The sequence below is a fragment of the Azomonas agilis genome, assembly GCF_007830255.1.
GTDB classification, from domain to species: Bacteria; Pseudomonadota; Gammaproteobacteria; order Pseudomonadales; family Pseudomonadaceae; genus Azomonas; species Azomonas agilis.
Genome location: NZ_VLKG01000001.1, coordinates 14831 through 36612 on the forward strand (window position 1 = coordinate 14831; position 21782 = coordinate 36612).

The 21782-nt window shown below is 51.2% G+C and carries 19 protein-coding genes and 1 tRNA gene; 8 read left to right on the top strand and 12 right to left on the bottom strand.

Features of this window, described 5'->3' with window-relative positions; genetic code table 11:
* Nucleotides 1-1509 (bottom strand): efflux transporter outer membrane subunit, encoded by a 1509-nt coding sequence (locus tag LX59_RS00080; RefSeq protein ID WP_425457465.1) that lies wholly within the window; start codon nucleotides 1507-1509, stop codon nucleotides 1-3.
* Between the two features lie 258 nt (nucleotides 1510-1767).
* Here LX59_RS00080 and LX59_RS00085 point away from each other — a divergent pair, with 258 nt between their 5' ends.
* Nucleotides 1768-2736, top strand: a complete 969-nt coding sequence (locus LX59_RS00085) for a LysR family transcriptional regulator (RefSeq protein ID WP_144569816.1) — start codon at nucleotides 1768-1770, stop codon at nucleotides 2734-2736.
* Between the two features lie 54 nt (nucleotides 2737-2790).
* On the opposite strand, the gene LX59_RS00090 is transcribed toward LX59_RS00085, so the two are convergent.
* From LX59_RS00090 to LX59_RS00125, 8 genes are all read right to left on the bottom strand, one after another.
* Nucleotides 2791-3147, bottom strand: a complete 357-nt coding sequence (locus LX59_RS00090; RefSeq protein WP_144569817.1) for a hypothetical protein — start codon at nucleotides 3145-3147, stop codon at nucleotides 2791-2793.
* Nucleotides 3148-3346: 199 nt separating this feature from the next.
* Complete coding sequence (gene fadA / locus LX59_RS00095) at nucleotides 3347-4522, bottom strand: acetyl-CoA C-acyltransferase FadA (protein ID WP_144569818.1); 1176 nt, start codon at nucleotides 4520-4522, stop codon at nucleotides 3347-3349.
* A 15-nt stretch (nucleotides 4523-4537) separates the two neighbouring features.
* Nucleotides 4538-6685 carry a fatty acid oxidation complex subunit alpha FadB gene (gene fadB, locus LX59_RS00100; RefSeq protein ID WP_144569819.1) on the bottom strand — a complete coding sequence of 716 codons (2148 nt, stop codon included), beginning with the start codon at nucleotides 6683-6685 and terminating at the stop codon, nucleotides 4538-4540.
* Nucleotides 6686-6821: 136 nt separating this feature from the next.
* Nucleotides 6822-7334: a hypothetical protein gene (locus tag LX59_RS00105; protein WP_144569820.1), complete on the bottom strand. Its 513-nt coding sequence runs from the start codon at nucleotides 7332-7334 to the stop codon at nucleotides 6822-6824.
* A 127-nt stretch (nucleotides 7335-7461) separates the two neighbouring features.
* On the bottom strand, nucleotides 7462-7827 hold the full coding sequence (locus tag LX59_RS00110; protein WP_144569821.1) for a hypothetical protein: 366 nt from the start codon (nucleotides 7825-7827) through the stop codon (nucleotides 7462-7464).
* A 75-nt stretch (nucleotides 7828-7902) separates the two neighbouring features.
* The gene (locus LX59_RS00115; protein ID WP_144569822.1) at nucleotides 7903-8859 is read right to left on the bottom strand and encodes a hypothetical protein; all 957 of its coding nucleotides are present in this window, start codon (nucleotides 8857-8859) and stop codon (nucleotides 7903-7905) included.
* The gene (locus LX59_RS00120; RefSeq protein ID WP_144569823.1) at nucleotides 8849-9550 is read right to left on the bottom strand and encodes a hypothetical protein; all 702 of its coding nucleotides are present in this window, start codon (nucleotides 9548-9550) and stop codon (nucleotides 8849-8851) included. Before LX59_RS00120 ends, LX59_RS00115 begins: the two co-directional genes overlap by 11 nt.
* Nucleotides 9551-9560: 10 nt before the next feature.
* Nucleotides 9561-10460 (bottom strand): helix-turn-helix transcriptional regulator, encoded by a 900-nt coding sequence (locus tag LX59_RS00125; RefSeq protein ID WP_144569824.1) that lies wholly within the window; start codon nucleotides 10458-10460, stop codon nucleotides 9561-9563.
* A gap of 210 nt (nucleotides 10461-10670) precedes the next feature.
* Here LX59_RS00125 and LX59_RS00130 point away from each other — a divergent pair, with 210 nt between their 5' ends.
* Nucleotides 10671-11732: an RNA-guided endonuclease InsQ/TnpB family protein gene (locus LX59_RS00130; protein ID WP_144569825.1), complete on the top strand. Its 1062-nt coding sequence runs from the start codon at nucleotides 10671-10673 to the stop codon at nucleotides 11730-11732.
* A 71-nt stretch (nucleotides 11733-11803) separates the two neighbouring features.
* Here LX59_RS00130 and LX59_RS00135 read toward each other — a convergent pair whose 3' ends face one another.
* Nucleotides 11804-13030: a dicarboxylate/amino acid:cation symporter gene (locus tag LX59_RS00135; RefSeq protein WP_144570219.1), complete on the bottom strand. Its 1227-nt coding sequence runs from the start codon at nucleotides 13028-13030 to the stop codon at nucleotides 11804-11806.
* Between the two features lie 111 nt (nucleotides 13031-13141).
* On the opposite strand from LX59_RS00135, the gene LX59_RS00140 reads away from it, so the two are divergent.
* On the top strand, nucleotides 13142-13849 hold the full coding sequence (locus tag LX59_RS00140) for a queuosine precursor transporter (RefSeq protein ID WP_144569826.1): 708 nt from the start codon (nucleotides 13142-13144) through the stop codon (nucleotides 13847-13849).
* 17 nt (nucleotides 13850-13866) lie between these two features.
* Nucleotides 13867-15900 carry a S9 family peptidase gene (locus LX59_RS00145; RefSeq protein WP_144569827.1) on the top strand — a complete coding sequence of 678 codons (2034 nt, stop codon included), beginning with the start codon at nucleotides 13867-13869 and terminating at the stop codon, nucleotides 15898-15900.
* A gap of 47 nt (nucleotides 15901-15947) precedes the next feature.
* Here the strand turns inward: LX59_RS00145 and LX59_RS00150 are convergent, their stop codons facing one another.
* Entirely contained in the window at nucleotides 15948-16247 is a 300-nt protein-coding gene (locus LX59_RS00150) for a topoisomerase II (RefSeq protein WP_144569828.1), read from the bottom strand.
* A 25-nt stretch (nucleotides 16248-16272) separates the two neighbouring features.
* Complete coding sequence (locus LX59_RS00155; protein WP_144569829.1) at nucleotides 16273-17493, bottom strand: aspartate aminotransferase family protein; 1221 nt, start codon at nucleotides 17491-17493, stop codon at nucleotides 16273-16275.
* A gap of 231 nt (nucleotides 17494-17724) precedes the next feature.
* Here LX59_RS00155 and LX59_RS00160 point away from each other — a divergent pair.
* From LX59_RS00160 to LX59_RS00175, 4 genes are all read left to right on the top strand, one after another.
* Nucleotides 17725-17814 (top strand) — tRNA-Ser (locus LX59_RS00160).
* 66 nt (nucleotides 17815-17880) lie between these two features.
* Entirely contained in the window at nucleotides 17881-18147 is a 267-nt protein-coding gene (locus LX59_RS00165; RefSeq protein WP_144569830.1) for a type 2 periplasmic-binding domain-containing protein, read from the top strand.
* A gap of 88 nt (nucleotides 18148-18235) precedes the next feature.
* Complete coding sequence (locus LX59_RS00170) at nucleotides 18236-20977, top strand: response regulator (protein ID WP_144569831.1); 2742 nt, start codon at nucleotides 18236-18238, stop codon at nucleotides 20975-20977.
* Nucleotides 20970-21689 carry a 4'-phosphopantetheinyl transferase family protein gene (locus LX59_RS00175; RefSeq protein WP_144569832.1) on the top strand — a complete coding sequence of 240 codons (720 nt, stop codon included), beginning with the start codon at nucleotides 20970-20972 and terminating at the stop codon, nucleotides 21687-21689. The genes LX59_RS00170 and LX59_RS00175 overlap by 8 nt, the downstream gene beginning before the upstream one ends.
* Nucleotides 21690-21782 lie beyond the last annotated feature (93 nt).

Sequence of the window (21782 nt, forward strand, 5' to 3'; positions counted from 1 at the left end):
TTACTCGGACTGATGGAATGGAGTGCTTAGGTTGATCTCTTTAGGCGTTAATTGGCCCTCACTGACCTTCATCTGCTTCTCATCTAACACGCCGCCACCTAACTCAACCCAAAGCCCCGCTTGGGTACTCAATTGAGCTGCCCGAATTTGCTCCTGCAAACGTTGTTGGTCAAATAACAGAGTTTGAGCCTCCAAAACCCCTCGATAATCGGTTAAACCACGCTTAAAGGCCTCCTGAGCCAATTCATAGCGCAATTCAGCGGTTTCAATACCATGGGCTACAAAACCCAGTTGCTCATGCAAAGAATGCAGGCGTACCAGATGATCTGAGATGCTTTTCAAGGCTGCCACCAAAGTCTGATTGTATTGTTCAACCGCTTGATCATAGCTGGCCGTAGCAGCCTGTAATTGACCCCGACGACGTCCGGCATCAAAAATCGGCAGATTTAAGGCGGGCCCCACGCTGTAGGTCAGTTTATCCCGTGTCAGAAACTCCAGCAGACTGCCCTCGGCCGAACGTCCGCCTAAAGCAGCCTTAAGGTTTACGTTAGGGTAAAAGTCCGCCTTAGCCACCTCAATTCCACGCGCCTGCGCCGCAACCAACCAGCGGCTAGCCACTACGTCCGGGCGATGTCCTACTAACTCTAACGGCAAGGTCGCCGGAATATTGGCTTCTGCATGCAAAGACAACTTAGGCCGTGTGAGGCTTTCCCCTGCGGCTGGGCCTTTCCCCGCTAAGGCCGCCAATTGGTTTTTGGTGAGCTTGATGTCCTCGTGCAACAAATCGACTTGGCGATGGGCTTCTGGAATGGGGGATTCCGCCTCGCTGACTTCAAACTCTGTACCCAAGCCCATGCGCAAGCGTTGTTCAGCCAGCGCCAATAGCTGCTCTTTTTGCTGGAGTGAGGCTTCGGCAATATCTAGTTCGGCGTAATACATGGCTAAATGAATGTAGCTACGCACCACATTATGTTGCAGCTCAAGGGCGGCGGCGCGCTCTTCGGTCGCGGTGACGCGCACTAAGTCTAAAGCCCGCTCTTGGTTGTTACGTAAGCCTCCCCAGAGGTCAAAGTTGAACACAAAACCCAGATCGGTCACACCATTCCAAGTGGTGGCACCGGATAAGGCACCGGGGCCATAAAAGTGAGGGTCTTTAGGCCAGCGTTTGCGCTGTACCTCAGCCATCAAGTCTACTTGGGGATCGCGCATCGCCTCGGCTACCCCGGCCATCGCCTGAGCTTTACGCACCCGAGTACCGGCTTCAGCTAATGAGGGGTTATGGGCTAAGGCTAAATCCACCCAAGCATTAAGCTGGGCGTCTCCATAAGCATGCCACCATTGATCTTTAGGCCAAACGGCTTCATGGGCCGCCTCTTGAATCGCTGAATCGGTCACTAATTCAGAGTCATCCAGCCGGCTGGCTTGGGGGAGAATGCCATTGCTGCTAATGCAACCGGCAAGGCTCGAGAACACGGCAAGCAGACTGGACAGATATACACCCGACCGCATATTGCAAGTCACTGTCATCATCCTGTTTTTTTAATAAAAGGGCTTAGTTTAGGCAAGGCAGGAAAAAGAAGAAGGCGATTTAATTCTAAAAGGAGTTTTAGGCGCAGAATAAGGGGGCTTCTGAGGATGCACTCTGTACCCAGAGACCACAATAATTGGCAGACTTCATGCTAATGCCCAGAGCCTGCCACCCCAACTACAATCAGCCTGTCACCGAATAGGCTCAGTTTTTTCCCGTGATTGCCAGAGAATCCATTCATGGACACCCTTTTTCTCATGCGTGCCTTCGTGTGTGTAGCCCAAACCGGCAGCTTTACCGCTGCCGCTATACGCATGGATTTAACTACTTCCTACGTCTCCCGCGCGATTTCTGCGCTGGAAGATCATCTGCGCACCCGCTTACTGCACCGAACCACCCGCCGCATCGCCCTAACTGAGGCTGGCCAACGCTATCTACAACGCTGTGAGCAAATATTAGGCTACATTGAGGAAGCGGAGGTCGAAGCCAGCGAAGCCCACGCCCTGCCTAACGGTAATTTAAAAATTCACTCCATGACCGGGATTGGTCATCGTTACCTGATTCGCGCCGCGGCTGAATATAGCACCCAATACCCTGAAGTGCATTTTGACCTCACCCTCGCCAACCGCCTTGTGGATATTCTGGAAGAAGGCTATGACGTTTCAGTAGTTGCAGCCCGCGAATTACCCGACTCGGGTTATATTTCCAAACATTTAGGTAAGGTGTACAGCGTGCTCTGTGCCGCTCCCAGCTACCTACAACAACAAGGAGCGCCACAGCAACCGAGCGATCTACTCCAGCACCAGTGTCTGCGTTTGGTGTATTCGGTGATGAGTTTGGATAAGTGGACGCTAGAAGGCCCGAATGGCCAAGAGGAAATCACCATCGACCATACTCACTTCCAAGTGAATACCGTAGAAGCGATGGGCGAAGCGGTTAAAGCCGGGATGGGAATTGGAGCTCTACCCATTTATTCTGCGGTACAAGGCATTCAAGAAGGTCGTTTGGTGCGGGTACTCCCCGAATACACCCTCTATCCTTTAGGGGTATTTGCGCTCTATCCCTCACGCCAGTATTTGGATGCCAAAATTCGTACTTGGCTGGAGTTTCTACGCGAGTATCTACCGAAGCATCTGGCTCAGGACGAGCAATTGTTGCTGGAATACAGTCAATCTTCTGCGCCTAATGCGGCGGTGAAATCCGACTAAGCATCCTATCTACAACTCTGCCGTGATCCTCCACCTGATCACGGCCTTTACGCATCAGCTATTCACATCTAAAGGACGCACTCGACCCCGAACGATGTGCACTTTTTCACCAACCGCAAAACGGTATTTAGGGGAGCGGTAACGGCGCACCTCACCAGAATCGGTGCGAACTAAATAGGCTTTTTGTTTGTTGCCTGAGCCCTCTTGTACGCCGCTGCCACCAAAAACACCGGCCACAGCACCTGCGACTGCGCCAATAGGGCCACCTGCGGCCGCACCCATCATCACACCAGATAAACCGCCAAAACCGCCACCGATGCTGTTGTCATCCAATTCAGCGACAATTTCGGCTGCGTTCGTCAGACCTGCGTTGAGAAAGAGGGCAAAAGAAAGGGGGAGGAATTTTTTCATGGTGGAGTTCCTGTAAAGCTTGGTATCAAATCAGTGACGTACCTAGGCCTTTCAGAAAACGTGCCAATCCACCCCCAGCCTTTATTTTCGCTTTCGTTGATACAGATCAATAAAATCAAGTTAACAATTTGGCACCAGCGCTGAGCACTGAAATAAAACCCCTGCCTAGCACTGGTGCAGAACAAGGGTTTAGAGCGGTTTACAAACGCTCAAACACCGTAGCGATGCCCTGCCCCATGCCAATGCACATGGTGGCTAAGCCCAGGGTACCGCCCTGCTGTTGCATCACGTTGAGCAAGGTGCCGGAAATGCGCACCCCAGAGCAGCCAAAGGGATGACCCAAGGCGATGGCTCCGCCGTTGAGGTTGACCTTCTGATCCAGCACTTCCAGCAGTTTGAGGTCTTTCAGCACCGGCAAGGCTTGGGCGGCGAAGGCTTCGTTCAGCTCCACATGATCAATATCGTTAATGGTTAAGCCCGCGCGTTTAAGGGCTTTTTGGCTGGCCGGAACCGGGCCATAACCCATGATCGACGGATCAACGCCCGCAATGGCCATGCTGCGAATCCGCGCGATGGGGGTAATGCCCAAATCCTGCGCCCGCTGGCCCGACATAACGATCATGCAGGAAGCGCCATCGGTGACTTGGGACGAAGTACCCGCTGTTACCGTGCCGTCCTTGGGATTAAACACTGGCTTCAGCGCTGCCAAACCCTCTAAAGTGGTGTCGGGGCGGATGGTTTCGTCGTAGTCGAATAGCTTGAGGAAGCCGTTTTCATCATGGCCTTCCAGCGGCAGGATTTCCGCCTTAAAGCGGCCCTCCTGAGTCGCGGCCCAGGCCCGTTGGTGAGAGCGCAGACCAAATTCATCTTGCTGAGCGCGGGTGATGCCGTGCATCTTGCCTAGCAATTCAGCGGTCAAGCCCATCATGCCGGAGGCTTTGGCCACATGCAACGACAGCGCCGGATTGGGATCGACGCCGTGGGTCATGCTCAGGTGGCCCATGTGCTCGACACCACCGACCACAAACACATCGCCCTGCCCGCTCATAATGGCTTGAGCAGCGGTATGCAGTGCGCTCATGGAGGAGCCACACAGACGGCTCACCGTTTGCGCGCCACTGCTGAAGGGAATACGGGTCAGCAGTGAGGCCATGCGGGCGATGTTCCAGCCCTGTTCTAGGGTTTGGTTCACACAACCCCAGATCACATCCTCCACCTCAGCGGGGTTGACCTTGGAATTGCGGGCTAACAGGGCATCTATCAGGCGCGCCGACAGCACTTCCGCACGGGTATTGCGGTGCATGCCGCCTTTGGAGCGGCCCATGGGTGTGCGACCGAAGTCGATAATCACAGCGTCTCTGGGATTTAGGCTCATAGCAAATTCTCGCGCTTAACCGTAGAAGGACTGACCGGCGGCTGCCCTTTCGCGCAGCTTGGCCGTGGGCTGATACAGCGGGCCTTGGGCGGCATAGCGATCCGCCAACGCCACAAAATTAGCCACGCCGAGCGTGTCGATGTAGCGCAGCGCACCGCCGTGGAAGGGCGGGAAGCCAATGCCATAAATCAGGCCCATGTCTACCTCAGCCGCCGTCTCCACAATGCCATCCTCCAGACAGCGTACCGCCTCCAAACACAAAGGCAGCATCATCAGGTGGATGATGTCTTCGTCCGTCCAGTCGTGACGCGCGGTCATCACCGGCTCCAGCAATACGGTAACGCTGGCATCCACCGATTTCAGTGGTTTTCCGCGCTTGTCAGCGCTGTAGGCGTAGAAGCCTTGGCCATTTTTCTGACCCAAACGCTTGGCTTGGTAGAGCGCATCCAAAGCCGAAGGCCCAGATTCCTGCATCCGATCAGGGAAACCGGCGGCCATCACGTCGCGGGCGTGTACGGCAGTATCAATGCCCACCACATCCAGCAAATAGGCTGGGCCCATCGGCCAACCGAATCGCTCCATCAGCTTGTCAACGCGCTGGAAATCCACGCCATTGCGTACCAGCTGAGTAAAGCCGCCCAAATAGGGGAACAGAATGCGGTTGACCAAAAAGCCGGGGCAGTCGTTGACCACAATCGGGGTTTTGTCCATTTTGCGCGCTAAGGCCACCACGGTTGCAATGGCTTCAGGGCTGCTTTTCTCGCCGCGAATCACCTCCACCAAGGGCATACGGTGCACGGGGTTGAAGAAGTGCATGCCACAGAAATGCTCGGGCCGCTTCAGGGCTTGGGCCAGCAAGCTGATGGAAATGGTGGAGGTGTTGGAAGCCAGAATAGTGCCTTCCTTCACCTGCCCTTCGGCCTCGGCCAACACAGCTTGTTTGACCTTGGGATTCTCTACCACGGCCTCGATCACCACATCGGTGTGGCCAAAATCACCGTAGGACAGGGTGGGGCGAATGCCGCTCAGGGCTTTGGCCATTTCTTCGGGCGTGGCGCGGCCTCGCTCGACCTTTTGCGTCAGCAGCTTGGCTGCTTCCTTCAGGCCCAACTGTAAGGCTTCTTCGCGGATGTCCTTCATCAGAATCGGCGTGCCCTTAGAGGCCGACTGATAGGCAATACCGCCACCCATAATACCCGCGCCTAGTACGGCAGCTTCTTTGACCGGATGGGCCAGTTTTTCAGCCGCTTTGCCTTTGCGCTTCAACTCTTGATCGTTGAGGAACAAGCCGACCAAGCTGCTGGCTACCGTGGTTTTGGCGACTTTGATAAAGCCCAGCGCCTCGACTTCTAGCGCTTTGTCCCGATCCAAGGCAGCGGCTTTTTGCATCACCTTCACTGACTCCAACGGCGCGGGATAGTGCGGCCCCGCTTGTTGGGCGACCACGGCTTTGCAGCTTTCAAAGGCCAGCATCTGCTCCATGATGCTGAGTTTAAGCGGCTCCAGCTTGGGTTTACGGCGGGCCTTGTAATCCAACTCACCGGAAATAGCGCGCTTAAGCAGATCCAAAGCGGCTTCACGCAGCAGCTCAGGAGCCACCACCGCATCGGCAACCCCAACTTTCAAGGCGGCTTCAGCCGTATGTTCCTTGCCAGCGGCGATCCACTCCACCGAATTATCTACCCCAATGAGGCGCGGCAGACGCACTGTACCGCCCCAACCGGGGAAAATACCCAGCTTGGTTTCTGGCAACCCGACCTTGGCGTTGCTGGCCAATACCCGGAAATCGCAAGACAAACACACCTCAAAACCACCGCCCAAAGCTAAACCGTTAATGGCTACTACTGTGGGTACGGGCAAATCTTCCAAGTCACTGAAGATACGGTTGACGGCACGGTTGCTGTTTAACAAAACCTCATCCGGTTCGCGGAACATGCCTAAGAATTCGGTAATATCCGCTCCGACCACAAAAGCCTCTTTGCCGCTACTGAGCAAAACGCCCCGCAGCTCCGCATTCGCTTTGAGTTGATCAACGGCTTGGCGCAGTTCAGCCAAGGTTTGCCGGTTGAATTTATTGACCGAGGAGTCCGGCAGATTGATGTTCAGCTCGACGATGCCCTCGTCCAGCACAATCAGGCGGATGGCGTTGCCTTCATCACTCATGGGCTAGTCCCTTTTATGGCGTGTGAAAATCGTTCAATCAAAAGCTATTGGTGATGACAGGTTAATGGAAGCGGTGGGAGTGGGATAGGTGGCGAAATGATAGATAGGTAAGTAAGCCATTGCCCAGCTCATACGCTTAATTTAATGAACGCATTTTGGGGCGTAATGCCTCTGGAACGTCCTCTAGCAATACGATGGAAAAACCCTGTTCGCCGCTATACCTTGACTGGCTTTCTTTGGCATCCAAATGTGCATTAAGCTGTTCAGGAGAAAGGTTATACATGGCACCGTTATAAGGATCGACAATAAACCAGCCGATTAATCCACCAAAAATTATATTCCCACCGATATACCAACCGTTAGCACTGGCTGTAATGGGGATAATCTGAGTTTCGTAACCATGTTTATGCACTTTCAAGATAAAGCTCTTCTTACCCCAGTAACTTCCATCACTTTTTTGCAAGGTTACGCTAGTAGGTGTTACTCCTTTGAATACCTCTACCCCTTTTTCGTCAGTAATTAAAATACTGGCATCACTCGGTGTACTACTAATAGGGATCACCTGTGTTTTATCCCCTACGATAGTGGCGCAAGCGGTAATTAATAGGCAAAAAGCGACCATAGCCGCATTATAGATACAACGACTCATACAAGCATTTCCTAATTAATAAAACCACTATTGCTTACCAAAAAGCAATATATCCCCATCCAAAACTAAATAAGCTTTGGGTATTTAATTATGATTAAAATTAAAAAAACAGCTTATAAAGTCTCAGCTATCCACCTAAAGCTTTCCCAGCCACTGTCACAACCGTTGTTGTTACTTGCTCTGCAACCTTTGATAGCACCTCTTCTGCCACCATATTTGCTCCCTCATCAGCAACACTTATAGCAGCACGATCTTTAAAATTAATATTTTCTCTATAACTCCCGCCTCTAAACCGCAAAACTAAACCTCGAAAAATAAATTTAATAAATGAAAAAGGCAGCTTTACAAAAACAAATATAAGTACAACCTTTAAAATCTTAAAAAACAACACAAAAACCCAAGATATCGCACTTAAAATCGACTTAAAAAATAAAAACGCTAACTTAAAATAAAGTGCGACAACCAAGTATACTAAAGTAACAATAGAAGCCAATAGAAGCAAATACCCAAAATATAGCGTTAGAAATAAATCGCATCATTTAAAGATACCCATCTTAGATAACTAAATCTAAGCTTCCAACAAAATTATCGGATGCTTTGTATTAGCATTCATTTCAGAAATAAATTGATTTCCACTAATGCTTTTATCTATCAGATGCTCAATCAGCAATACTTTGGTTAATGAGCTGTTAGTAACTTCACTAAGACCTTCAGTTACCTTACTCGCATCCCACTCTATTTTTTTATAATCAATGAGCGATTTTTCATCCGTATTGGCCAGTATTTTATTACTGAGCTTTACCGGCCCCATCGCATCAAATAAATCACAATAGGTTTCAGCAATTTTAGCTGAGGTATGTTTAGCCGCTGACATTTCATCGGACATCAATAAGCATTGAATACGGGATGAATCACAAACAAGCAAACAGGATACTAATGTATTAAACCAGTTCAAATCGAATTTATCCTGATCCCAGTGATGGGCTATTTCGCCACACAAGAACTCACTGGAAAAGCAAAGACCGCTTTCAATATCAACGCTACGTGTTCGTTTATAGTCTAAACTTGAAAAATGCTGAAGTTGCTCAAGCTGCCCGAATAACGCATGAATATCTACAAACCTTCTACGCATTTCACGCTCATAAAGTTCCTGAAAATGCTTATCCATTTTCTTGGATAAAGTTTCTATAGAAGACTCTAATCCCTTTATCTTCTTATGTAGATGAATAAATCCAATAACACTCACACCTAGGCTTACCGCAGCAATGCCTATATTGGTGTACTGCAATAAAGCTAGATGCTCCATCATTTGTTTTAATTGTAGATTTTGGGCCAAACCAACAGGATCAAAACTAAATGGAGAAAAAGGCAAGCTTAAAGCTTGGCCTAATCCAGATTCTTGAACATGAGCAAGAATCTTTCCAGTTTCCGCATCCTTGAGTAAGGTTCCAATACGAACAATACTGCCATCCGTTAAACCACTGGCAAATTGCTCAGGAATGGAGAAAGGTATATTATGCAGCATGGCTTAATTCCTTATACTTCAACTCCTTTAAGACACCCTCCGCCGTTTGCTCAATAGCTTTTCTCAAAACCTGTCGTAAGGCCGTTCCACCTTTATTAAAAATAATATCTGCATATACTCTTGAATTAGTAGTTTCTTTTAATCGTTGTTGCTGGCTAGACTTTACATTAGCAATCCTATTACGCGCTAAAAACCCAGCAGCAGTGACTACAACAACACCTGCTAATACTATGGGTGCAGCAATGGTGGTAGCACCAAAAAGACCTGCAATCCCACCCGCAGATACTACGGAAAGACTTGCTGTAACAGGAACCGCAGCAATGGCTACACTTGTAGAAGCTGTAGCACCAGCGAGATCCAATACTTTATCCATCAGTGGTTGATCGGCTAAATTATTATCAACCAAATTAGCTACAACAGATTTTTTAGACTTACTGGCTAAATCCTTTTCAGCCTCTAAAACTATAGAGTTAAGTCTATCAAGCTTCCATTTTAAGATAATGGGGTCTAATGTTTTCTCAACAAAACTATCAGTAAAAACAATATCCTTTACTGAAAAATTATCAATTTCAGTATTTAAATTCAGATTCAGCATATAGAGCTTATCCGCTATACGCTTATCCACTTCATTCAGCCAACGATTTCGCCACGCAATGATTGAGTGACGCGCCTCAATATACTGAACACCCATAATTTAAATCCTATTTATCCAAATAAGCTGCTAACCCCAGCTCTAGCTCTGATCTAATATCTTCAGGGCTTATGATTCTTAAATGGGGTATCCAATATCGCACAATAGGCAATACTTGCTTAGTATGCCCAATCAGTGCAGAAATAATTAATCCACCCTCTTCCAGCTCTTTCTCAATCACCTGATTATTAATCAGCTTGCGGCGTTTAAAGTGTATGGCAGCCTCTTTATCCACCTGAATCATCACTTTGACTTTATCTTTACCCAACCAAATTCCATCTTCCTCAATTAAAATCTTCTCTACGGTAGGATCAAAGTCAAAGCCTTGCTCTAAAACCTGTACCTGTTCAATATGGCTAAAACCAAAGGTTTTAAGCTGTCCGGCATCGCGTGCGGCTAAATACCAAACACCTCTGTGGTTTACCATTTTATAAGGTTCTACATTCTGGTAATGCTTTTTACGGCTTTCAGTTTTGCAGAACACAAAACTCACACAGCATCGCTTAACAATGGCGCGCTCTAATCGGCGGAATAGCTCTTCACGTCCCTCTAAACTTTCGTAATGTTGACCTTTAATCAACAGAGCCGACTGAATGCGGTTATCAAAAATATCGCGCAAAAAGTCATTGGATAGGGAAGGAAATAAACCTCGCACCCCAGCTAAACTGGCAAAACGCTCAATGTCTTTCAAACCGATTTTGCCCAAGCAGGCCGGATCAAGGCGGTAGCGAGTACCATTTTTCTCTAACGGCAGATAGCCAAAACGCTCGCTTAAATCACGCTGGGCTGTGCGGATACTGATATTGAACTCTTCGGCCAGTGATTTGGCATCTAGCTCTTCCCCTTGGTTCAACTTGACCAATATCTGACACAGGCGAAATACCAAGGGATCATGGGCAGCTTTGGACATAGGGGAAAACAATTCCTTGTAACTTCAGGATGGCTTCAACCAGCGAATACCATCATAAAGGCTCCCCGCGACAGGGTATGTCGTCGCGCCAGTCCGTGGGCTATTATTTTATCAATTTTGCGCGAAAAACCCCTTACTTTAGTGCAGGGACGGATAGCGCGGGAGGGCATAGCCTCTCTAAAGTGGCCTTAATTCAGTTAGCAGTGACTTATGAAACAGACCAAGACCCTCAAAGTTCGGGTTCGAGATAAGCATGCTGCGCTCCTGCAACAGATGGCTCGGAGTGTGAACTGTGTCTGGAACTATCTGAACGAACTCAGCACTCGATCCATTCGGGAGCGTGGCCGGTTTTTGTCTGCCTTTGACCTGCATCCTTACACCAAGGGCGCGAACAAAGAATTGGGGCTGCACTCTCAAACTTTGCAAGAAATCGCCCGCGAATACGTCACGCGCCGTAAGCAGTTTAAAAAGTCACGCCTGAACTGGCGCAAGTCGGGTGGAGTGCGCCGCTCACTGGGTTGGATACCCATCAATACCGGCGCAGCCAGCTGGAAGAATGGTCAGGTTTACCACAACGGCCATTACTTCAAGGTTTGGGACTCCTATGGCTTGAGCCAGTATCAGTTCCGCTCCAGCAGCTTTAACGAAGATGCCCGAGGCCGCTGGTATTTCAATGTAGTGGTTGAAGTAGAGGCTATTGTTCCAGCGGGTCAGGACAAGATCGGCATTGATCTGGGCTTAAAAGATACGGCTACCTGTTCCGATGGTACAAAATTGGAAGCAGGCCGTTTCTATCGTGAATTAGAGCCCAAACTAGCCATTGCCCAACGCGCCAAAAATAAAAAACGCGTGAAAGCGATCCACGCCAAAATCGCCAACCGACGTAAAGATGCACTACACAAATTCACGCGGCAACTGGTGAACCGTGCCGGTGCAATCTACGTTGGTAATGTGAAATCTTCCTCACTCACTCAAACCAAGATGGCCAAATCCGTACTGGATGCGGGATGGGGCCTGCTCAAAACAATGCTGGAATACAAGTGCGCGGGCGCAGGCATTGTTTTTAAAGCAGTGAATGAGGCGTACACCACCCAAACCTGCTCAAATTGTGGCGCATTGCCCGATTCAAGGCCGAAAGGTATCGCAGGGCTTGGAATAAGAGAATGGACATGCAGTGCCTGTGGTGTCAGGCACGACCGCGATATCAACGCGGCTCAAAACATGCTTGCGGTCGGGCATGGCCGTCCAGCAGTGGGAATCCCCGTCCTTTAGGGCGGGGAGGATGTCAATTTCAATCCAACAATCTCTGTTCGGCATCCTTTGAACAGATCTAAAGCACCGCTTTAGCTTTTATCCGCCCATCGCTGCACAATCACACTCCCCACCAAATCCCCTTGTACATTCACTGCTGTGCGCACCGTATCCAGCACCCGATCAATAGGCAGCAAAATGGCAATCGCCTCTGCTGGTAAGCCCACCGCTTGTAGCACCATCACCATAGTCACCATCCCCGCACTGGGAATTCCCGGCGCACCGATAGAAGCAATCATAGCGGTAAAGAACACCACCAACTGTTGAGACAGACTTAAATCTATTCCCACCAAATTAGCCACAAAGAGCGCGGCGGCAGCCTCGTACAGGGCGGTGCCGTCCATATTCATGGTTGCGCCTAGGGGCACCACAAAGCCAGACACCTCTTGGCGTACCTGTAGTTGCTCGGCACAGCCTAGAGTGATGGGCAAAGTCGCGGAACTGGAGCTGGTAGCAAAAGCAGTAATCAATGCGGCCCGCGCACCGCGCCAAAACCACAAGGGAGAGCGTCCTGTGCTCAAATACAGCAATCCGGGTAACACCACTATGCCGTGGAACAGAGTGGTAGCAAAAATCAGAATTACAAATCCCAGTACCGCGTTTAACAGCGCTAGGTTTTGTTCAGCCACCAACTGCACCAGCAAAGCCAAAATACCCAAGGGAGCCAAACGCATAATCCAACCCACCATGCGCATCACTAACTCTAAAAAATCTTGCAGCACCTTTAAAATATACTGATGACGCTCACCTCCAACCACCAGAGCAACGCCAAGCAGTAAGGCGAATACCACCACGGGCAATACGCTGTTATTGGCCAAAGCCGCAAAGGGATTTTGAAAAATACCGCTCACAAAGTGGGTGAAAAACTCGGACAAACTAAGCTGCTTAGCCTGAAACCCTTGCGTTGCATCGGCAAATAGCTCTAAAGACAAACCGGCACCGGGTTTAAACAGGTTGGATACCAGCAACGCCTCTAACATGGCCAAGCTGCTGCTGAGGGCGAAAAAAATCAGGGTGATCTTCCACACCCGATTCGCTTGATGATGGGCCTGCAAATTAGCGACACCCACCACAATTGAAGTAAAAATCAGCGGCATCAATACCATTTTCAGCAGCCCTATAAACAGGCCACTGACTAATGAGCTTCCATAAAGCACGCCTTGGCGTAGCTCGGATTCCGCCGGTACTAGGCTTAACAAAGCACCCAACACTAATCCCGTAATGGCGGCGATCAGAATTTGCAGGTTTAAACTGGGCATGGATGCATCGGCTCCCTTGGCAATCCGGCAAAACAGACATCTTAGGGACAAATCCCCATCCTTGCCTATGCGCAGGCATAATGCCGATTATTTCTGCCAAGGATTCCGGCCATGCCCAGCGCCCGCTCCTACCGCTACTATGATTTTGTGATGGCTGCCTTTGTCTGCGTGCTGCTGTGCGCCAACCTGATCGGCGCGGCCAAGGTCACGGAAATCAATCTACCCTTAATAGGCAGTGTCACCTTTGCCGCTGGGGTGTTGTTCTTCCCCATCTCGTACCTGTTTGGCGATGTGCTGACCGAGGTCTACGGCTATGGCCGCGACCGACGGGTAATTTGGGCCGGTTTTGGGGCACTGGTGTTTGCCGCAGTGATGTCCGCCGTGGTGGTGGGATTACCGCCGCCAGCAGATGCTTTTAACAGCGCTTACCAAAGCCATTTAGAAGGAGTTTTTGGCAACACCCCGCGCATTGTGGCCGGATCGGTGATTGCCTTTTGGTGCGGCAGCTTCGTCAACAGCTATGTGATGGCGCGGATGAAGGTCTGGATGCAAGGCCGCCATCTGTGGATGCGCACCATCGGCTCGACTCTGTGCGGTGAGCTGGTGGATTCGGGGCTGTTTTACGTCATTGCCTTTGGCGGAATCTGGCCGCAGGAGCAGTTGATTAAGGTCATCATCGCCCAATATGCACTCAAAACCGCGTGGGAAGTGCTGATGACCCCCGTCACGTACCGCGTGGTGGCCTTCCTCAAACGTCAGGAACAGGAAGATTATTACGACCGCGATACCCACTTTAACCCTTTCCGCCTCAAGCCCTAAACGCCGGAGTCTTTGCCATGTCCCCTGCCCCCATCGCCCGCATTGAGCCGGGCCAAGATCCCTACCGCTGGCTAGAACAACGCGATGCCCCTGAAGTCTTAGCCTATCTGGAGGCGGAAAACGCTTACCTCGAAGCCCAGCTTCAAGACCAAGCGCCGCTGCGCGAACAGCTGTTCCAAGAGATCAAAGGCCGCATTCGTGAAACCGACCTGTCGTTGCCGGTACCCTGGGGGCCGTACCTGTACTACAAACGCACCACGGCGGGCGATGAGTACCCGCGCCACTACCGCTGCCCACGTCCTACGGACAACAGCCTTAAGGTCGATGAGGCGCAAGAACAACTCTTGCTTGACCCTAATGCGCTGGCCGGGGATGGCTTTCTGTCTATTGGTGCCTTCAGTATCAGCCCCGACCATCAAAAACTGGCCTACAGCCTAGACACACAGGGCGATGAGATGTACCGGCTGTACGTCAAAGACCTCAGCAACAATGCTTTGCACGAACTTCCGTTTGAGGATTGCGACGGCAGTCTAGTCTGGGCCAGCGACAGCCAAACCCTGTTCTTCGGCGAACTGGACGAAACCCACCGCCCACACCGCATCCAGCGCCATAAGCTCGGCGAATCGGGCAGCACTGAGGTTTTTCACGAAGCCGATGGCCGCTATTTTGTCGGCTGCCACCTGAGCAGCTCCGAGCAACAACTGATCATCCTCAGCCACAGCAAAACCACCAGTGAGGCTTGGGTGCTGGCAGCGGATCAACCCGAAGGTACGTGGCGCTGCGTGGCTCCGCGTGAGGAAGGCCACGAATACTTCCCCGACCACGGCCAGTACCAAGACCAAGCCGCTTGGCTGATTCGTACCAACCAAGACGGCATCAACTTCGCCCTTTACTACAGCGCTGAAGAGCAACCCGAGCGCACCCACTGGAAATCCCTCATCCCCCAGGATCCAGAGGTGATGCTGGAAGGCGTGAGCCTGAACGCCAGCGCCCTGACCCTCAGCCTGCGCCACAACGCTCTGAGCCTGATTGAAGTCCATCCCGCCCAGAGTGCGCCCTACCGCGTCAGCCTGCCGGATGAGGTTTACAGTCTGGAAGTGCAGGACACGCTGGAATTTCACAGCCCGGTGATTCGGCTGCGCTACGAATCTTTGAACCGTCCAGCCCAAATTCGGCAACTGACTCTGGCTAACGGCCAGCAGCAGATTCTGAAGGAAACGCCGGTCGAAGGCTCCTTCACAGCCGATGACTACATCAGCCAACGCCTGTGGGCCACCGCTGGGGACGGCACCCAGATTCCCATCAGCTTAGTCGCCCGCCGCGATACGCTGGGCCAACCAGCGCCGCTGTATCTGTACGGATACGGTGCCTACGGACACAGCCTTGATCCTTGGTTCTCCCATGCACGGCTGTCGTTACTGGAGCGTGGTTTTGTGTTTGCCATTGCCCATGTACGCGGCGGCGGTGAACTGGGCGAGGCGTGGTATCGCGCTGGAAAGTTGGAGCACAAAACCAACACCTTCGCTGACTTTATCACCTGCGCCGAACACCTGATTGCCGAGGGCTATACCGACCATAATCAGCTCGCCATCAGTGGGGGCAGTGCGGGCGGACTGTTGATCGGCGCGGTGCTCAACCAACGGCCTGAGCTGTTTGCCGCCGCCATCGCCGAAGTGCCCTTCGTGGACGTACTCAACACCATGCTCAACCCCGAATTGCCCTTAACCGTGACGGAATACGATGAATGGGGCGACCCCAATCAATCCGAAGTTTATGAACGCCTGAAAAGCTACGCCCCCTACGAAAACGTGCGCACCCAAGCCTATCCCGCGCTGTTAGCGGTAGCCGGTTATCATGACACGCGGGTGCAATATTGGGAGGCAGCCAAATGGGTAGCGAAATTACGCGCCCAACGTAGAGACCAAAACCTGCTGCTGTTAAAAACCGAATTCGCCGCCGGACATGGCGGCCTCAGCGGACGCTATCAAGCACTGCATGATGTGGCGTTGGAGTACGCCTTTATCTTGAAGGTATTCGGGTTGAGTCAGTAAGCCAGACAACCTGCACCCCGCCCCTTGGAGTGCAGGTTTGTAGCTTGTTAATGATGGTGATCGTGGTCTTGGCAGCAGTGTTCTTCTTGATAAACACTGTGCTCTTCGTCAGCATGGGGCTCCATTTCTAACTCCAAACTGACCAAATTCACCGCCAGCGGGCGAATCAGCAGATTGGCGTATTCAACATCCCCTTCCTCATCATCCACACCGATCAACAACTGGCCGTCATCACCGGGTTGAATCCAGAGCTCACGGCCTTGCCAAATCACGGCTAGGCGCTGGCAGCCTAAGGTTTTCTCCTGCCCTTCGGCCTCTTCCAGAATAATCTGCAACGCATCGCTCATCATCGAGACTCCTGTTTGCGGAATATTAAGCCTTCACCACGCGGGCAACGGCACGCTCAAAGCGGCTCAAGCCTTCATCAATATCAGCTTCACTGATAATCAGGCTGGGCGTGAAACGCAAAACGTCCGGCCCCGCTTGCAAAATCATCAGGGCTTCTTTTTCCGAAGCATCGAAAAAGTCCTTGGCTTTACCTTTCCAAGCCTCGGCCAGCACACAGCCTATTAGTAAGCCTGCGCCCCGTACTTCAGTAAAGATGCCGTAATGCTGGCCAATTTCCAGCAATCGTGCTTTGAATTGCTCATGGCGGGATTTTACACCACCCAATACTTCAGGTGTGTTGACGATGTCCAATACGCGCTCAGCTACAGCACTGGCCAGCGGGTTGCCGCCGTAGGTAGTACCGTGAACCCCCACACTGAAGTATTTGGCCACCGCATTAGTCGTCAACATCACACCGATGGGGAAACCACCGCCCAAGCCTTTGGCGTTGGTGAGGATATCCGGCGTTACCCCGTAATCCATATAGGCATACAGGGAGCCGGTACGACCCATACCGCATTGCACTTCGTCGAAAATCAACAGAGCGTCATGGGCCGAGCAGAGTTCGCGGGCTCCTTCTAGGTAAGCTTGCTCCGCTGGGAGCACACCGCCCTCCCCCTGAATCGGCTCTAACACCACCGCGCAGGTTTTATCGGAAATGGCGGCTTTTAGCGCCTCCAGATCGTTGTAGGGGACATGGGTGATGCCTTGGATTTTTGGCCCAAAACCGTCGGAATACTTGGGCTGCCCGGCCACGGTCACGGTAAATAACGTCCGACCGTGGAAGCTGTTCAGCGCGGCGATGATCTCGCACTTCTCCGGGCCATGCCGATCATGGGCATAACGGCGGGCCAGCTTAAAGGCGGCTTCGTTGGCCTCAGCCCCGGAGTTACAGAAGAAGGCACGGTCGGCAAAGGTGGCTGCCACCAGCTTTTTCGCCAAACGCAGCACCGGCTCATTAGTGAAGATGTTGGAGATATGCCACAGTTGTTGGGCTTGCTCGGTCAGAGCCTCCACCAAAGCAGGATGGGCATGCCCCAGCACGTTGACTGCAATACCGCCTGCAAAATCCACCAGCTCGCGCCCGCTCTGATCCCAGACGCGAGAGCCTTGGCCTCGCACCGGAATAAAGGCGGCAGGTGCAAAGGTAGGAACCATCACTTGGTCAAAATCGGCCCGTTCTACCGGGAGATGGGAAGCAGACATCAGGTTCTCCTGAAAGCAGCGTGTGAATATCCAATCCACCCTAAATAGGGATGGAGCGCAAAGTGTACTCTTGGAAATAGGTTACTGGTGCAGTTCCCTACAAATTATCTGTACTTAATGAAGAAATGGAGATGCTCTGGTTTGGAGGAAAAAAGCTAAAAAGTTTTTGCTTTTTTCAAAAGCTTAGGCTAGATTAGCGCGCCTCAAAGCTGATGAGGCTTTTGAGACTCTGGTGAGGTGTCCGAGCGGTTGAAGGAGCACGCCTGGAAAGTGTGTATACGAGAAATCGTATCGAGGGTTCGAATCCCTCCCTCACCGCCAGATCGAATATATAAACCCCTGATTACTAACAAGTTTTCAGGGGTTTTTGCTTTCTAGCTTCCGAGCATGTCGAAAAACCGTCGCAAGGATTTAGCAACACCGCCTCTTGTAGACACTCGCCGACAGCTCGATGACCTGCTGGCAAGCGGTGAATTACAGCCGCTGCTGCCTAGCTATTCGCTCACCCCAATGTCGTTCAACATGCTGATCGGGCCGGAACGCGCTAAGGTAGCACGCGTCCGATTGTTGATTGATTACCTCGTAGAAGAAGCCGCTCGTTTGCTGGGAATCGAGAGCGCAAAGCCTCTTCTGGGGAGCATGCCAAATAGCTAATTTATTGCTTCATACCGATACCTAAAGGGATTGGAGTCGCTACACTGGAAAAGTTATTTTCTTCATCATTAGCGAAGGCTTACCTCCTGTGTTGAATACTTTAGGAATCCGTAGCCACTTACTTATCTTGACCTTAGCCCCCAGCTTGTTACTGGCACTTAGCCTAGGCATCCACTACACACGCCTTCAGTTTGTGGATATGCAGCAACAACTGGAAGAACGTGGTCAGTTACTGGCAGAACAGCTAGCCGTTTTGGCGGCTCCACTGCTCAGTCAAGGTCAAGAACAAAGCTTACAACGGGTTCTCAACCAAGCACTCAATCAAGCCGATGTACGCACCTTAACCGCGCTCAGCCCCGACCGCAGCCTGCGTGCCCATGCAGGGCCAAGTATGCTGACCTCATCGCCGCCTAGTGATCCTTTGTCGATCACCTATGTACAAGGCCAAACTACCACCCGCCTGCTGATGCCTGTACTTAGCCGCCATCTATATAGCCTTGAACAGCGCCTTGGGGATGAAACACGCCTGTTAGGCTGGTTAGAGTTGGAGCTTTCAAACCAAGCGCCTTTACTAGGCTTACACCGCAACCTACTGGTGTCCTTGGGAATTATAGGATTTATCTTAATCGTGACGGCTTTGCTGGCGTTACACCTGAGTACAAACCTATGCCGCCCTCTCAACCAAATCACACAGGCCATTGCTCGAATTCGTGAAGGTCACTTGGAAACGCGCCTTCCTCCTTTAGGCAGCTCGGAACTCAATGAGCTGGCCGAGGGAGTCAACAGCATGGCCGAGGCTTTGCTCAAAGCCCATGAGGATCTGCAACAAAACATTGAGCAGACCATGGAAGACATCCAACAAAACATGGAAACCATCGAAATCCAAAATATCGAGTTGGATCTGGCGCGCAAAGAAGCCGAAAAAGCCAGCCGCATTAAATCCGAATTTCTCGCCAACATCAGCCACGAAATCCGCACCCCGCTGAACAGCATTTTGGGGTTCACCACCTTATTACAAAAAAACCAACTCAATGCACGTCAACAAGATCAGCTCAATGCCATCGAAATCTCAGCTAAAAACCTGATGGCCATCATTAATGAAATTTTGGATTTTTCCCGAATCGAAGCAGGCAAACTGATCCTAGAACCCGCGCCCTTTGATCTACGGGATTTGATTGAGGAAACCCTCAACAGCCTAGCGCCCTCAGCCCACGACAAACACTTAGAATTAGCCTGCCTGATCTACCACGATACCCCCACACAGCTAGTCGGTGATGCGGCCCGCTTACGCCAAGTGCTCACTAACTTGGTCAATAATGCGATTAAATTCACGGATAAAGGCAGCGTGGTAGTACGCGCCCTCCTAGAGGATGAAACCGAGCATCAGGCTCAACTTTGTATCAGCGTGCAAGACACTGGCGTTGGCTTAACCCAGCAGGACATAACCCAACTGTTTCAAGCTTTTTGCCAGACGGATAACTCTTTGTCGCGCCAATCGGGTGGTACTGGGTTAGGGCTGGCGATTTCTAAACATCTGATTGAGCAGATGAAAGGTAAAATTCATGTAGACAGCCAACTGGAGGTAGGCTCCTGCTTTTCAATCAGTATTAGCTTGCCCAAAGTCCACAAACATCAAAACTTACGCATCCCCCTTAGCCACTCAAACATCCGTGTGGCTTTGGTGGAGCCCTATAGCATTACCCGGCAAGCCCTCATCCATCAATTAGAAGACCTAGGTTTACACACGCTGATTTTTGAACAGATATCGACCCTGCATCAGCACCTACAAGACCATCCTGATGCGGCCCAATCCATGCCCATACTGCTCCTAGATCAGCAGGCCGCTTCCGCATACAGCCAGTGGCCTGAGTTAGCCCAGTATTTAGAGCAGCACAATTATCACTGCATCTTAATCTGTGAGCACAACAGCCAAAGTCCACTGCTGGATACACCCAATGTTCACGCCTTAACCAAGCCAGTACGCACCAGCAAACTACGGCAACTGCTGATTGAGCTGACCCAAGGATCTGCTCCTAAGCCTGCCCCCACAGAACCTTTAAATGCACAGACACCTCGGATTCTGTGCGTGGATGACAACCCAAGTAATCTACGGTTGATAGAAACCTTCTTACATGACATGGGCGCAGAAGTCTGTGCCGTGAGCAGCGGAGCAGCCGCTTTAGAAGCCATCCAACGCCAGCATTTTGACCTGGTGTTTATGGACATACAGATGCCAGTTATGGATGGCCGCCAAACCACACTGGCTATTCGTCAATGGGAAAATACTCGCGATACCCCACCGCTACCCATTGTAGCCCTTACCGCCCACGCGTTAACCAGTGAAAAACGCACGCTCCTGCAAAAAGGTTTAGATGATTACCTCACCAAACCCATTAACGAACAGCAATTGGCAAAAACCGTCTTAAAGTGGACAGGACGTGCCTTAAATCCGCAAGCAACGGCTACCGCTAACACCTTATTACTCCCCGAGCCCCGCTTTGCCGTACTCGACCCAGAAGAAGGCTTGAGAAGGGCTGCTGGCAAAACGGAGTTAGCCCAAGAAATGCTCAGCATGTTGCTCACATCCTTACCCAAGGAGCGCCAAGCCATTCAGCAGGCGCGGTACAGCGGTAATCAAGAAGCCCTTATCCAACAGGTACACCATCTGCACGGTGCGACCCAATATTGCGGTGTTCCACAACTACGCCAAGCCTGTTACCGCTGTGAGACACTCCTTAATCAGCAGCATCCAGCCAGCGAAGCGGCCTTAGATGAACTGGATGCCGCCATTGAGCGTTTACTACTAGAGGTAACGCCTCAGCATGCCTAAGCTAGACGGGACTCCCCCTAATGGATTTTGGCCCCTCGCAGAACATTGGCCCATTACCGACGCACTCCCCCGGCTCAGTCTGTATAAATTGAAATTCGATTCCGTAGAGCCGAGCACCCAAGATTTTGAGCGCTGGAATATTCCCATTCCTAGGGGGGTGGCTAAGCGCAAAGCGGAGTTTTTTGCCGGGCGTTTTTGTGCCTACCAAGCCATTCAGCAACTGACTGGCCAAGGCTGTGTACCCGGCAGTGCAGAAGATCGTGCCCCCCAATGGCCCAAAGGTCTGGTTGGCTCCATCAGCCACGGCCACAACCGAGCCGCCGCCATCGTTGCCGAGCAGCAATATTGGCATGGATTAGGCCTAGATATTGAGCAGCACCTAAGCTCAGAACGAGCCGATTATTTAGCCTCAGAAATATTAACTCCGCAGGAACTCGCTCAGTATCAATTACGACCAGCTCCTCAACGGGCTTTGCAGCTAACCCTAAGCTTTTCCCTAAAAGAAAGTTTATTTAAGGCCTTGTATCCTCTCACTCAACGCCACTTTTATTTTCAGGATGCGCAGTGCCTCTACCAGCCCCAGAGACAACCCATTGCCCTACGCCTGCTCACAGACTTATCCGAGGAGTGGCCTAAAGGCCGTTATCTTCAAGGGCATTACTGGGTTTTTGAGGATTATGTGGTCACATGGGTAGCCATTCCTCCGCCCTAAATCAGATGCTCATACCACAATATTTAGGATTTGTGACCCTGAGCGCAAAACCTTTTTTTCATCCCTAAGACGACTGAAGGCGCAGGCCTTTAC